This is a genomic window from Ruoffia sp. FAM 24228 (assembly GCF_045528575.1).
GTDB lineage: Bacteria > Bacillota > Bacilli > Lactobacillales > Aerococcaceae > Ruoffia > Ruoffia halotolerans.
In genome coordinates this window covers 1-13,203 of record NZ_JBGQQZ010000027.1, presented here as the reverse complement: position 1 = coordinate 13,203, position 13,203 = coordinate 1, and the positions used below count along the sequence as shown (strand labels likewise).

At 36.6% G+C, this 13,203-nt stretch carries 14 protein-coding genes and 1 pseudogene; 6 read left to right on the top strand and 9 right to left on the bottom strand.

Features of this window, described 5'->3' with window-relative positions; all coding sequences use genetic code 11:
- Nucleotides 1–54: 54 nt before the first annotated feature.
- Genes ACEN33_RS06240 through galE form a run of 3 tightly spaced genes read right to left on the bottom strand, consistent with a single transcriptional unit; the run spans nucleotide 55 to nucleotide 3,493 of the window.
- Nucleotides 55–1,479: an LCP family protein gene (locus ACEN33_RS06240; RefSeq protein WP_407089402.1), complete on the bottom strand. Its 1,425-nt coding sequence runs from the start codon at nucleotides 1,477–1,479 to the stop codon at nucleotides 55–57.
- Between the two features lie 7 nt (nucleotides 1,480–1,486).
- On the bottom strand, nucleotides 1,487–2,461 hold the full coding sequence (locus tag ACEN33_RS06235) for an LCP family protein (protein ID WP_407089400.1): 975 nt from the start codon (nucleotides 2,459–2,461) through the stop codon (nucleotides 1,487–1,489).
- Nucleotides 2,462–2,476: 15 nt separating this feature from the next.
- The gene (gene galE, locus ACEN33_RS06230; protein ID WP_407089399.1) at nucleotides 2,477–3,493 is read right to left on the bottom strand and encodes a UDP-glucose 4-epimerase GalE; all 1,017 of its coding nucleotides are present in this window, start codon (nucleotides 3,491–3,493) and stop codon (nucleotides 2,477–2,479) included.
- 202 nt (nucleotides 3,494–3,695) lie between these two features.
- Between galE and ACEN33_RS06225 the strand changes: the two genes are divergently transcribed.
- From ACEN33_RS06225 to galU, 5 genes are read left to right on the top strand one after another with little or no spacing between them, the layout of a single operon-like run.
- Complete coding sequence (locus ACEN33_RS06225) at nucleotides 3,696–4,145, top strand: flavodoxin (RefSeq protein WP_407089398.1); 450 nt, start codon at nucleotides 3,696–3,698, stop codon at nucleotides 4,143–4,145.
- 19 nt (nucleotides 4,146–4,164) lie between these two features.
- Entirely contained in the window at nucleotides 4,165–5,406 is a 1,242-nt protein-coding gene (locus tag ACEN33_RS06220) for an aminopeptidase (RefSeq protein WP_407089420.1), read from the top strand.
- Between the two features lie 26 nt (nucleotides 5,407–5,432).
- Nucleotides 5,433–5,705, top strand: a complete 273-nt coding sequence (locus tag ACEN33_RS06215) for a hypothetical protein (RefSeq protein ID WP_138404970.1) — start codon at nucleotides 5,433–5,435, stop codon at nucleotides 5,703–5,705.
- Nucleotides 5,706–5,723: 18 nt separating this feature from the next.
- Nucleotides 5,724–6,851: a glycosyltransferase family 4 protein gene (locus ACEN33_RS06210; protein WP_407089397.1), complete on the top strand. Its 1,128-nt coding sequence runs from the start codon at nucleotides 5,724–5,726 to the stop codon at nucleotides 6,849–6,851.
- Nucleotides 6,844–7,722, top strand: coding sequence for a UTP--glucose-1-phosphate uridylyltransferase GalU (gene galU, locus ACEN33_RS06205; RefSeq protein WP_138404968.1), 879 nt, complete (start codon nucleotides 6,844–6,846; stop codon nucleotides 7,720–7,722). The genes ACEN33_RS06210 and galU overlap by 8 nt, the downstream gene beginning before the upstream one ends.
- A gap of 37 nt (nucleotides 7,723–7,759) precedes the next feature.
- Here the strand turns inward: galU and map are convergent, their stop codons facing one another.
- The 3 genes from map to ACEN33_RS06190 all read right to left on the bottom strand — a co-directional run bounded on the left by map (nucleotide 7,760) and on the right by ACEN33_RS06190 (nucleotide 9,734).
- The gene (gene map / locus ACEN33_RS06200; protein ID WP_407089396.1) at nucleotides 7,760–8,515 is read right to left on the bottom strand and encodes a type I methionyl aminopeptidase; all 756 of its coding nucleotides are present in this window, start codon (nucleotides 8,513–8,515) and stop codon (nucleotides 7,760–7,762) included.
- A 16-nt stretch (nucleotides 8,516–8,531) separates the two neighbouring features.
- Nucleotides 8,532–9,290 carry an acyl-[acyl-carrier-protein] thioesterase gene (locus ACEN33_RS06195; protein WP_407089395.1) on the bottom strand — a complete coding sequence of 253 codons (759 nt, stop codon included), beginning with the start codon at nucleotides 9,288–9,290 and terminating at the stop codon, nucleotides 8,532–8,534.
- 198 nt (nucleotides 9,291–9,488) lie between these two features.
- A complete protein-coding gene (locus ACEN33_RS06190) occupies nucleotides 9,489–9,734 on the bottom strand; it encodes a GlsB/YeaQ/YmgE family stress response membrane protein (RefSeq protein WP_407089394.1) in 246 nt (81 codons plus the stop codon).
- A gap of 288 nt (nucleotides 9,735–10,022) precedes the next feature.
- Between ACEN33_RS06190 and ACEN33_RS06185 the strand changes: the two genes are divergently transcribed.
- Complete coding sequence (locus ACEN33_RS06185; protein WP_407089393.1) at nucleotides 10,023–10,994, top strand: S66 peptidase family protein; 972 nt, start codon at nucleotides 10,023–10,025, stop codon at nucleotides 10,992–10,994.
- Nucleotides 10,995–11,049: 55 nt separating this feature from the next.
- Here the strand turns inward: ACEN33_RS06185 and gorA are convergent, their stop codons facing one another.
- The 3 genes and pseudogenes from gorA to ACEN33_RS06170 all read right to left on the bottom strand — a co-directional run.
- Nucleotides 11,050–12,396, bottom strand: a complete 1,347-nt coding sequence (gene gorA, locus ACEN33_RS06180; RefSeq protein ID WP_407089418.1) for a glutathione-disulfide reductase — start codon at nucleotides 12,394–12,396, stop codon at nucleotides 11,050–11,052.
- Between the two features lie 8 nt (nucleotides 12,397–12,404).
- Nucleotides 12,405–12,956, bottom strand: coding sequence for a dihydrolipoamide dehydrogenase (locus tag ACEN33_RS06175; protein ID WP_338489672.1), 552 nt, complete (start codon nucleotides 12,954–12,956; stop codon nucleotides 12,405–12,407).
- A 129-nt stretch (nucleotides 12,957–13,085) separates the two neighbouring features.
- Nucleotides 13,086–13,203 (bottom strand): annotated as a pseudogene (locus ACEN33_RS06170) (IS30 family transposase); the annotation flags it as partial.

Genomic DNA, 13,203 nt, shown 5'->3' with positions numbered 1-13,203 from the left:
ATTTAATCCATCGTGAGTGTTGTCGTCAGCGTTTTTTTATTCGGGTATTAGCAATTAACTAATACTCGAATCATTTGTTCTTGAACTTTGTCCTTCATTTGCTTGGGTAGAATTAGAAGCTTCTTCAGAATAACTGCCTTCTTGTTCATTTTCACCGTCATCATAATCTGGTGTACTAGTTTCAGGTAATTCTGGTTCTGCAGGCACTTCCGGCTCTTGTGATTCTACCGGTGGTTGAGTTGTACTTTCCTCCGGCGGGTAATTCGGTTGAGTCGGTTGTGTGGGTTGACTATATTCTGGTTCTTCCCAATATTCATTGTTGTTTGGTGTTGAGTTATTATTCTCCACAGGAGCGGGTTGAGCAATTGTTTCCCTTGCCGTTTCTAAAGATGTTTGTCTTTCGTTCAGTTCTTGTAAATCTTCTTCCGAAAGCCCTGTTGGATATTGATTAATAATAACCGCTAAAGATTTAGCCCGCTCTTCACTTTCTTGGATACCTAGTGGATCCTCTAAATCACTTGCTGTAATTGAAGGCATGTTGCTCACATAACGAAATTCATTCGCAACTTTTACTCGAGCATTTAAAGGTATGTGATAGTAGGCAATTTCATCAATTTGAATTTCTTCTAACGTTTCAAATTGTACTGAAGAAATATTATTTAATGCTGGCAGATACTGTTGGTAGATTGATAATACTTCATTCAAATCAACATTGGTCGTTACATATCGACTAGCTACATTAATTAGCCTTGGATATTGGACGACTGCATCTAAACTTAACGCTTTATCAATGATGGCTTTAATAACAATCTTTTGTCTGTTCTGACGTCCAAGCTCACCTTGGGGATCGTCATAACGCATACGAGCAAAGTTCATCGCCTTCACACCATCTACTTCTCTTCGCTCTCCTTCATGGAACTCAGTTCCACGATATTCAAAAGATAATGGACTCACAATTTCTATCCCACCGATGGCATCAATCATTTCTGATAAGCCGTCCATGTTCACTACTAAATAGTAATCTATGGGTACTTGTAAGAAATCTTGTACTGTATCAATTGTTAAATCAATCCCACCATATGCATACGCGTGATTAATCTTATCGGGTTCATCTTGACCATCAATATTTGTAATCGTATCTCGCGGAATACTGACCATCTTCGTTGTACCGGTTTCTGGGTTTAAATTAATAAGCATTAAAGTATCAGATCGACTCACATAACCGTCGTCCTCTTGTCTTTCTGCGCCCCCATCAGTCCCTACTACTAAGACATTAATTGGATCTCCTTCAGTAATCTGCACATTTGTGTCACGAATGTTTTGTACATTTACGTCTTGATTCGTATTATTAATTGCGTTTAGAACGTTACCATATAGGTAACCTCCAATAGCTGCAGCAACTAATATAATTATAATGATTAAATTTCGTATTGTTTTCCAAATACTAAATTTACCATTTGTTGTAAAAAATCGTTTCAAATTACTCTCAGTCCTTATTAGCAAACTCGTCTATAGCAGAAGCCATTCTTGAGACAACTTCTTTAATTTCATTCAAGTCTGCAAAGTATATATATCGATGTTCCATTTGAGTTCTTTCTAATTGAACTAACTCATTGAGGTCGACATTCGTTAAATTATAATCATCATTGCGATAAATTTCAACTAATTTTGTAAAAGGCACCTCAGTTTGGATAACATATTCAGCATTTTCAAAATTTTCTGGAAGTTGTAATATATTCTCAAACTTAAAGAAATGTGTATAAAGGCTGTTTAATATCGCATGATGAAGATCCGATTGCTCTAAAGTAGGTAATTCGTTCCCTTCATCAATTAAATTCATGATTTCTATACCACTAAATTGAACTGCTTGATTACTATTAATTGATAAATCTTCAATATCTACTGGGACATTCACCGTAATAGGTTCGATTGGATCTACGATATCACGAATGTTTTGCAGTCGCATTGCAGAAATATAATTCAATTCAACTTCAAATAAACTTTCTATCGTCTCTTTAATACTTGTGAGGCCACCGTCAGCATAAGTTAGAAGATTCACCTCTTCATTGCCGTTACTTCTTACGATTAAATTCATCGGAATATTCACCGCTTGAATTGAATTTTGTTCTGGATCAACATAGTAAAGTGTTGACCATAAGGCTTCCTCAACTTGAGCACCATCATAATAAACATTGTCCAAAGCTACGAACAACACTGTATATGGCGCCTCGTCTGCTATGTCCTGTTGCTCAGCAAGATGAGGAACAATTTCTTCTTCATATACTGTTGATTGATAAGTTTCTTCTATCGTCGAATACTGATAGAAGATATAAAATCCAGCAATGATAACTAAAATCATCAAGATAAAAAGAATAATGAACCATTTTGTCTTGGACTTTTGTTTAACCCGTCCTTCATAGGTAGGATAACTGTCTCTTGTTAATTTTTGTTTCCTTACCACTTTATCGCCTCATTACTAGTCTACATAACCATTAGGGTTGTTTTGTTGCCAACGCCAACTATCTTGACACATTTCTTCAAGGGTCTTCTCAGCTTTCCAACCGATTTCTCTGTGGGCTAAGTTAGGATTCGCATAAACTTCAGCCACATCACCTGGACGTCTTGCGATAACCTTATAATTAATTGGCTTATTCGTTGCTTTCTCAAAAGCATTTACTAAGTCTAGAACACTATAACCTTCGCCTGTTCCAAGATTATAGATATTCGTTCCTGTATAATCGAGTAACTCTTCTAACGCTTTCACGTGTCCTTTAGCGAGGTCAACGACATGAATATAATCTCTCACGCCAGTGCCATCTGGTGTATCATAATCGTCACCAAAGACACTTAATTCTTCTAACTTACCTACAGCTACTTGCGTAATATAAGGCATTAAGTTATTTGGTACGCCTTTAGGATCTTCACCAATTAAACCACTTTCATGTGATCCAATTGGATTGAAGTATCTTAATAACGTTACGCCCCACTCTTGGTCCGCATAGGCCACGTCTTTTAATAAGTTTTCATTCACAATTTTTGTGTATCCATAAGGATTCGTTGCTGTATAAGTTGGCATTGTCTCATCTAAAGGAGACACATTCTCTGTACCATAAACCGTAGCCGATGAACTGTAGACAATTTTTTTAACATTGTGCTTAGTCATTACTTCTAAAAGCGACACGGTTCCTTCAATATTATTGTGATAATACATTAAAGGTTTCTCAACAGACTCACCAACCGCTTTATATGCAGCAAAGTGAAGCACTGCTTCGACATTATGTTTTTCAAATATATCGTTTAATCCATCTTTATCAAGAATATCAACGTCATAAGCGACGACATCTTTACCAGTAATTTCTTTAATTCGTTCTATGGCGATCGGACTACTATTACTATAATTGTCAGCGATAATTACTTCATATCCATTATTTAATAATTCTACAACAGTGTGGCTTCCAATATATCCTGCCCCACCTGGTACTAAAATAGCCAATATTCACACCTCACATAATTATTTGTTCATTGGCATATTATAGCATAACTTCTGTCTCTTTTAATTGTCTTAATACATTTATAACAAAGTTCATATAATTGGTTCATTCCGTAGGTGTTTTACTGTTCTTAAGAATAACAACTGTTAGAATAAACATATCTTTGATATAATAATTTAGAATTACATTATAAGGAGGCAATGCATGGCCGAAGCGTTGATAATTTATACAAGTTTAACTGGTAATACGGAAGCATGTGCTGAAATTGTGTCTGCCCAGCTCGAAGAGGATGGCATCGATGTAACAATGGAAGATGTAATGCTTTCAGAGCCAGAGGATTTCCTAGACTATGATATCGTCTTAGTGGGAAGTTACACATACGGTGTTGACGGTGTTCTACCCGATGAGATGGAAGAATTCCATGAAGAATTGGCGGAATTGGACCTGTCTGGGAAAGTGTATGGTGTGTTTGGTTCAGGTGACGATTTCTACCCTGTCTTCTGCAGTGCCGTAGATGACTTTGAAGAACAATTTGAAAAAGCGGGTGCCGTTAAAGGCGGGACAGGCGTAAAGGTTAATCTTTACCCTGAAGAAGAAGATGAAGAACTTCTTAAGAAACTTGCTGATGACATTGTCGCCAAATATGAAAACTAATGAGGGAAAGAAGGAATTTATTGTGTTAGAAAATTTTGATACATTATTAAACAAATATGCAGATTTAATCGTGAATAAAGGGATTGCTGTTGGTGAGGACGATTACGTACTTATCAATGCTGATATTGAGCAAGCACCTTTAGTTCGCCTTGTTGTTAAAAATGCATACCAATCTGGTGCGAAAAAAGTGATCGTAAACTGGTCAGATGACATCATCACTCGCGTTAACTATGAAGGACAAGACGTTGAAACATTAACGGATATTCCTCAATACAAAGTTGATAAAGCACATGATCTATTAGATAAACGCGCGAAACGCATTGCACTTCGCTCATCAAATCCAAACGCTTTAAAAGGTGTTGACCCTAAAAAAATTAGCGAAAGCCAATTAGCATCTTCTCAAGCATTAGAAAAAGTACGTAACGCCACTCAAGCAAACGTAGTGAGCTGGTTAGTATGTGCCGGAGCGGGTGAAGAATGGGCAAAATTAGTTTTCCCAGAATTAGAGACAACTGAAGAACAAGTGGATGCATTATGGGACCAAATCTTCAAAACAACTCGTGTTTATGAAGAAAACCCTGTTGAAGCATGGGATGCTCATGAATCAACATTAAACGAAAAAGCAGACTTCTTAAATGCTGAACAATTTGATCAATTACACTACACTGGTCCTGGAACTGACTTTACACTTGGTTTACCAAAAAATCACGTATGGGAAAGTGCTGGAAGTGTGAACGAAAACGGCGAAGTATTCATTGCTAATATGCCAACAGAAGAAGTATTTACAGCACCTGATTTCCGTCGTGCAGAAGGAACAATTACATCATCTAAACCATTAAGTTATGGTGGAACAGTGATCGATGGTATGACTTTCAACTTTAAAGATGGCGAAGTTGTTGAAGTATCTGCAGAACAAGGTGAAGAAACACTTAAAGCTTTAATCAATGATAACAAAGGTTCAAAATCATTAGGTGAAGTTGCTTTAGTACCACACAAATCACCAATTTCTCAATCAGCAATTATCTTCTACAATACTTTATTCGACGAAAACGCATCAAACCACTTAGCTTTAGGACAAGCCTATGCAACATCTGTTCAAGGCGGAGCTAAAATGGATCGTGACCAACTAGAAGACGCTGGTTTAAACCGTTCAAACGTCCATGTTGACTTCATGGTTGGTAACGGAGAAATGAACATTGATGGTATCAAAGAAGACGGTACAGTTGTTCCAATCTTTAGAAATGGGGAATGGGCTTTTTAAGCTCAAAAAACTAGGAGGTATGTTGTATGTCAGATGAGAATAAAACTGGAAACGCGTTAGAGCAGGAGCTAGTAAAACGATTAGAACAATTTGACCGACGATTTGATCGTAATGGTTGGTTTTTCTTAGTTATCGTCATTGTCATTTTCTTTATTACTTTATATTTATTTATGCAAATATTTAGGGTTCCCGAAGTTGATACATATACCTCTTCGAATGAAATACTCGGACAAATCGAAAGTCTTGAAGAACGAATCGAATCTTATGAGATTCGAATTGAAGAATTAGAGGCTGAATAATTTTAGAAGGATTTTTTCATGAAAATATTACATATAAATTCATACTTCTCAACTTCCGGCCTATTTAACCAATTATATAGTCGCCAAGTTGAGTCGGATATTGATATTGATGTTTATGTACCGATCCCGCATCAATATCCAGAAGACAGGTTATCAACGAGTGGAGAATATACTACGGTCAGTCGAAATCATCATCAACTGACTCGTTGGGTATTCCCGATTAAACATCATTTAATATTAACGGATTTACTCACTCGTTATGACTTTGAGTCTTATCAATTAATTCACGCGCATTCATTATTCTCAAACGGTTGGCTCGCACTGCAACTTCATAAGAAATATAATATTCCATATGTCGTTGCTGTTCGTAATGCCGATATGCGCACATTCTTTCAAAGAATGCCTTGGATGAGAAAAACTGGGATTAACATCTTAAAGCATGCTTCAAAAATTGTATTTATTTCAAAAAATACTTACAACGAAATTTTTGAAACATACATCCCTGATTCTCTACAAGCTACTCTAAAAGAAAAAGCCCATATTATTCCAAATGGTGTCAGTGATTATTGGCATGATAATCGTTATAAAGATAAAAAGTCTAACTTGCATCAACCTTTAAGAATCGTCACAACCGGTAAGATTATGGCATTGAAGCGTTTCGTAGAATTAGCTGGATTAGTTCAAAGTTATTCTCCAGAACACTCGCCTGCTGAACTTCATATTATCGGTCCAAGTTGGGACGATTCCATTCTAAAAGAGTTACAACAAATGCCGGTCGTTACTTATCATGGTAAACAAGATATGGAAAGTATGAAAGAGTTATATCGCTCGATGGATATTTTTGCAATGCTCTCCTACCCTGAAACATTTGGTCTTGTTTATGTAGAAGCAATGAGCCAAGGCTTGCCAGTCATTTATACAAAAGGTGAAGGCTTTGATAATTTCTTCCCCAACAAAGAAATTGGGATGAGTGTGGATCATAAAAGTCAAACTGAGTTCAATCAAGCGGTTGATTACATTCGTCAAAATTATGCACAAATGTCTCAACAAGCGATGGAACAAATGCAAAGATTTAAATGGGATAAGATTAATCAAGAATATTTAAACTTATATCAATTAATTACAAAGGAGTCTATCAATGAGTAAAGTAAAAAAAGCAGTGATACCTGCTGCTGGTTTAGGAACTCGATTCTTACCTGCAACGAAGGCAATGGCAAAAGAAATGTTACCTATTGTAGATAAACCAACGATTCAATTTATTGTTGAAGAAGCTGTTGCTTCAGGTATTGAAGACATTTTAATTGTAACTGGTAAAAGTAAACGTCCGATTGAAGATCATTTCGACTCAAATATCGAACTAGAAGAACATCTTAGAGAAAATGGCTTAGAAGATTTGTTAGACATTGTTAACGATACAACCAATGTTAACTTATTCTTTGTCCGCCAAGCTTATCCTAAAGGTCTGGGCCACGCAGTTCTTCAAGCAAAAGCTTTCATTGGTGATGAACCATTCATTGTTATGCTAGGTGATGACGTGATGCAAAGTGAGGTTCCATTAACGAAGCAACTGATTAATGTTTATGACGAAACACATGCGTCTAACATTGCGGTTATGGAAGTACCTTATGAAGATACAAACAAATACGGTGTCATCGCACCAGAACGTGAATATGCTGAAGGGATCTATAATGTGGAGCGTTTTGTTGAAAAACCAAATCCAGAAGATGCACCAAGTAATTTGGCTATTATTGGACGCTACTTATTAACTCCAGAAATATTTGAAATTTTAGAAAACCAAGCACCTGGTGCTGGTAACGAAATTCAATTAACTGATGCGATCGATACATTAAACAAATCGCAACGCGTCTTTGCTAAACGCTTTGATGGTAAAAGATATGATGTAGGAAGTAAATTTGGCTTCCTTGAAATGAGTGTCGAAATTGGTCTGGATCATCCAGAAATTAAAGATGAATTAAAACAACATATCATTGCCTTAGGTAAAGAACTTAAAGCATAAAAAATTGAGGGAATCCGAATGGACTCCCTCAATTTTTCTATTCACCTTTTTGCTTTGTCATTAAAACTGGGCCTTCTTTAGTGATTGCAATTGAATGTTCAAATTGTGCACAATATCCACCGTCACGCGTACGAGCAGTCCAACCATTATCATCCATTTTCATCTTCCAAGTTCCCGTTGTAATCATTGGTTCGATTGTAATGGTCATACCCTCTTTTAAGCGTAGACCTTTCCCAGCTAAACCGTAGTGAGGAATTGCTGGCTCTTCGTGAATTGTTGGGCCAATACCATGTCCAATAAAGTCACGAACAACACCGAAACCTTCGCCTTCTGCATAAGTTTGAATTGCATGACCGATATCTCCAATACGGTTCCCTACAACAGCTTGTTCGACACCTAACATTAATGCTTTATAAGTGACATCAACTAGACGTTGGTGCTCTGGAGTTAATTCTCCAACAGCGTATGTCCAACAGCTATCAGAAATTGCACCATTTAAGTCAACACAAAAGTCAACATTCGCAATGTCACCGGCTTTAAGTACATACCCTGATGGGAAACCGTGACAGATTTCGTCATTCACACTAATACATGTTGCGTATTTATACCCTTCGTAACCAATTTGAGCTGCGACTGCCCCAGCGCCTTCAATACGTTTTTGAACGAATTTATCAATCTGATTCGTCGTAACCCCTGGTTTGATAAAGTCGCGTAATTCTTCATGAATACTTGCTAATATCTCTCCAGATTCTGTCATTTGTTCTATTTCTCTTTGTGATTTTAAAGTAATCATTCTTATTCCCTTTCTTTTATTCCCATTCTATATTTATGACACTTGCTATCTTATTATTGCTCTCATTAAAAATAACTTGTTGAGTTTGTTTACTCTCTTCCAAATCAGCTTGATTACAGATAGCCACAGTGTCTTGTGGGAGTATTTCTTTCTCGTATTTAACTTGGATGCGTTTCATCTTGTAGTTTCTGCTAATATTAGACGGAATAGTACGGTACGCCCACCTCAGATAGACCAGATTATTCACATGCAAGTTCTCATCGATATCACTTTCATCAATACCAACTCGAATATCTTCTTCGTTTGCCACATTCGTGAATGCTTTAATCTTCGAAAATTCAATTGTATAAGATGAGTCAATAATATCTTCCGTTTCTAAAGGAGCTGGATTAATTCTAACTATTCGACGCTTCTCCATATCAATGGCTGCGAACTTAGCGAATACTTCATATAACAATTGTCCATCACTCACAACGCTATAACGTCGAGTACAGAAGAAACGGTTAACTTCAATGAGTCGTGTATCAATCTCAAGTGTAGCATTAAGTTCTGCTTCTTTAAGAATTCGAATCTCATATTGAGTGATGACCCATGTATGATTTTCTTGAATGAATTTAACATTCAATTGATTCTGTAAATAATTATCATGTAAGCCACTTACTTCCATGGCTTTCTCTAATATCTTTGTCAAATCGATTTGAGTCGTTCCAGGGATTATCAAATCATCTGTTACAACCAATTCTTTGCTGACTACTTTTAACTTTGAATCTTCCATCGATCCTGTAACCCCCTAATATTGCTATAAAAACAATTATACCAAAAAAATTCATAACTAACAGAAAAGAAGCATAATAAAAAAGGATTATTGAATATTTAAGAGTTGCTCGTTTTAATCGTCCTATATTTGCTTATTTATGACACTAAAAAAACTAGTCGGATAGAATCCGACTAGCTTTAATCATTTAAATAAATATTAACGCATTTGGCGTAGGATAAATGAAACAATTGCAATAAGAACGACCGCACCTAGTAGTGCAGGAATAATGAACAATCCACCAATTTCAGGACCAAAGCCTGATAAAAATTGATTCCCGATCCATGAACCGACGAAACCAGCAATAATATTACCAATTACACCGCCTGGGATATCGCGTCCCATAATCATTCCAGCTATCCATCCGATGATACCACCGACGATTAGTGACCATAACCAACCCATATTATTCATCTCCTTTTTTTAATTATACAAAACATTTTCATTTTGTAACTTTATTATATCAACTTGTGGCTATTATTGCGAATATAAAGGCTTGAGAACAGGCTTTCATTTTGAAAAAATTATAAATAAGTCTTTAAAACGTTGATGTAACAATGTTTTTTGTTAACATTCAGTTCACAATATATATCCTCAATTTTTATCCCTTACTTGCCCTGTTTTTCATTTTATATAATGATTATCATCTTTCTGTTATAATATGTAAAGTATTATGTCAGTTGGAGGGATAACATGGGAAAAATATACCCAAGTAAATTACAATTTAATGATGAAATCCGCGTGTTGAGCCCTAGCTCTTCAATTAAACGCGTGAATTCTGAAGCTGATAACGAGAAGCTCGTCAAATACTTCGCAGATCTCGGTTACACGATTAGCTACAGTCGGCATATCGATGAGATGGATGAAATGAATTCAGCTTCCATTAAAAGTCGCGTCGAAGATTTACACGATGCATTTCGTGATCCTCAAGTTAAAATGATTTTAACTTCGATTGGTGGGTTTAATTCGAATGAATTACTACCGTATCTGGACTATGAGTTAATTAGAAGTAACCCAAAAATACTTTGTGGTTATTCTGATACTTCCGCTTTGCAAAATGCTATTTTTGCTAAAACAGGTTTAGTAACTTATAGTGGTCCAGCCTATTCCTCTTTTAAGATGAAGGAACTTCAGGATTATCAGACTAATGCTTGGCAAGCGGCGATAACTAAACATTCTTATAACTTAAATCCAAGCGACTTCTATACGAGTGATGAATGGTTTATTCCAGAAAAACCTCGGGATCTAAAAGAAAATGAATGGACAGAATACTCAAGTGGTAAGGCTAGCGGAACTGCTATTGTTGGTAATTTAAATACTTTTAATTTACTTCAAGGGACTCAATATATGCCTCAAGTCGATGATGCGATCTTATTTATCGAAAGTGCGGAAGAAAACGATGCCTTTGACTTTGCCAGAAATCTGGCTTCATTATTACAAGTTTATCCTGAACCTGCTGCCGTTATTATTGGTCGCTTTCCTAAAGAATCAGACATGAGTGAAGATACACTTCACTACATATTGAATAAGCATTCGATTTTACAAAGCATTCCGGTCATCTACAATGTGAACTTCGGTCATACTCAACCAATCTTTACATTCCCTATTGGTGGAACAGTTGCTATCAACACAGCTGCTCTTTCACTTTCAGTTGTTCAAGGTTAATTTTCAATCAAAACTAAAACCAGCGATGCCCATATTGGAATCGCTGGTTCTTTATTTATCTCATTGTTACAAATTCTTCTGCACCTGTTGGGTGAATAGCAATAATTGAGTCAAATTGAGCTTTTGTAGCCTTCATCTTCATCGCTACACCAAAGCCTTGAATCATCTCATCAACGCCTTCTCCGATACCATGCAAGCCAATAACGACTTCTTCTGGCCCATAACATACGAGTTTAAATTTATTTTGTTCACGATGCCAAGCTGCAGAAGCATACATTGAATAGAAAGTATTTGTATACACTTTAATATTCTCTTCACCAAACTCTTTAATCGCGTCTTTCTCTGAATATCCAATTGTACCAATCGCTGGATGGCTAAAGATAACAGTTGGAATATTTGTATAATCAATTGCTGAAGTTGCCCCATTATTAAATAAATATTCCGATAACGTACGCCCTGCTCTAATCGCAACTGGAGTTAAATCAACACGATCAATCACATCACCAATCGCGTAAACGCCAGCTTCTTCAGTTTCATGACCATCATTGACATTGATTTGTCCTTTTTCATCAACCGTGATGGCAGTATTTTCTAAACCTAAATTTTCAGTATTAGCGACACGTCCAACGGCTGCAACAACACGGTCAACAACTAGTTTCACTTCGCCGTCTACTAAACATTCGATTTTATCACCATTTTTACGGTATTCAGTAAAGGTGGTATTAGGCATATGTGTCGGTCCATCTTCATTGATTGCGCCAAGTAGCAAATCACTTAACATGTCATCAAAAGAACGTAATGGTTTTTCATATCTTGTGACTAATGTCGTATCAACCCCTAAGTTACTCATTACTTGTGATAATTCAACGGCAATGTAACCTGCACCAACGACAGCTACTTTCTCAGGTAAAGTCGTCCAGTTGAAGAAATCATCTGAGTTATCAACTAATTCTCCACCCGGTACTTCTACCTTACTTGGGCGTCCACCTGTCGCGATTAAGATGTTTTTAGCTGTTAATGTTTCGCCGTTTACTTCAACGGTGTGTCCATCAACGAATGATGCGTGACCTCTATATAAAGTTATGCCATTTTTTTCAATGTTATTCTCATAACCTGATCTTGAACGACTGACGTAACCATCACGTGCTTCACGAAATTCAACAAAGTTAAAGCTTGTGTTTTCAGCATGGAAACCATATCCAGGTCCGTATTTATGAATACTATCCGCAACTCTTGAGGCATACCAACTAACTTTCTTAGGGACACACCCACGGTTTACACACGTTCCCCCTAAATCAACGGCCTCAATTACCGCTACTTTTGCTCCATGCTCTGCCGCACGGTTTGCAGAAGAAATTCCGCCACTTCCTCCACCAATAACTATATAATCAAATTCTACCATATTTATATTCAGTCCTTTCTTTCTAACCATACTGCAGCCATTGTTTGACTGGCAGGAATCACTGCATTTATCTTACCATGATTATCATATGCTTTATAAAATAATTGCCCTGCGTTGTTATAACCAAATGCATAGACTAACAGCCAATGATTTCCATACTTACTTCCAAACGCTTTAGTTGTTCCAACAATAACTGGGTAGGGCTTTGCTTGAGATAACTCTTTCGTAACGATTGGATTACTAATAAGATGCCACCTTGGTTTATAATCGACGTCCTCGAACAGAGCTTTTAATCCACCGATTAAATCCCAAGGGTAAGTCCCTTTATACCAAAATCGACCATCAATGCGTGGTTTTAATCCAATAATTAAGTCATCCATAGATAATTCTTTTTCATAATCTTTCTGAATAACGTAATGTGCCAAAGCTGCAGCAGTATATGTACCACAATAGCCAGGAAATTCGCGATTAACATATTTACGATAAACCTTCATAGCGCGTGGGTTTATCCCTGTCCATTCAGTTGGCCAATCTTTTCTAGTATACTTTTGTTTTTTCACAATTCTTACCCTACTTCCCTATATTAGTCTACTATATCTATGAAAAATGTACTAATTAATTGCTTAAACGCATCATAATAAATAAAAAAGAATACTAACCGCTGATTGGCAGTTAATATTTTTGATTTGTCAAATTAAGCTAGACAAAACTGCTTCATCTAAGTAACTCAAAAATACTTCCAACGGTGTTCGGTAGTGTAAGGATTTCCGTGGAATCGTGTTCCGTTTGTGTGCAATCGATGACACA

Coding starts and splice junctions, on each gene's coding strand:
- ACEN33_RS06225 (WP_407089398.1), top strand. CDS start 3,696: ATGGCCGAAGCGTTGATAATTTATACAAGTTTAACTGGTAATACGGAA.
- ACEN33_RS06215 (WP_138404970.1), top strand. CDS start 5,433: ATGTCAGATGAGAATAAAACTGGAAACGCGTTAGAGCAGGAGCTAGTA.
- ACEN33_RS06210 (WP_407089397.1), top strand. CDS start 5,724: ATGAAAATATTACATATAAATTCATACTTCTCAACTTCCGGCCTATTT.
- galU (WP_138404968.1), top strand. CDS start 6,844: ATGAGTAAAGTAAAAAAAGCAGTGATACCTGCTGCTGGTTTAGGAACT.
- map (WP_407089396.1), bottom strand. CDS start 8,515: ATGATTACTTTAAAATCACAAAGAGAAATAGAACAAATGACAGAATCT.
- ACEN33_RS06195 (WP_407089395.1), bottom strand. CDS start 9,290: ATGGAAGATTCAAAGTTAAAAGTAGTCAGCAAAGAATTGGTTGTAACA.
- ACEN33_RS06190 (WP_407089394.1), bottom strand. CDS start 9,734: ATGGGTTGGTTATGGTCACTAATCGTCGGTGGTATCATCGGATGGATA.
- ACEN33_RS06185 (WP_407089393.1), top strand. CDS start 10,023: ATGGGAAAAATATACCCAAGTAAATTACAATTTAATGATGAAATCCGC.
- gorA (WP_407089418.1), bottom strand. CDS start 12,396: ATGGTAGAATTTGATTATATAGTTATTGGTGGAGGAAGTGGCGGAATT.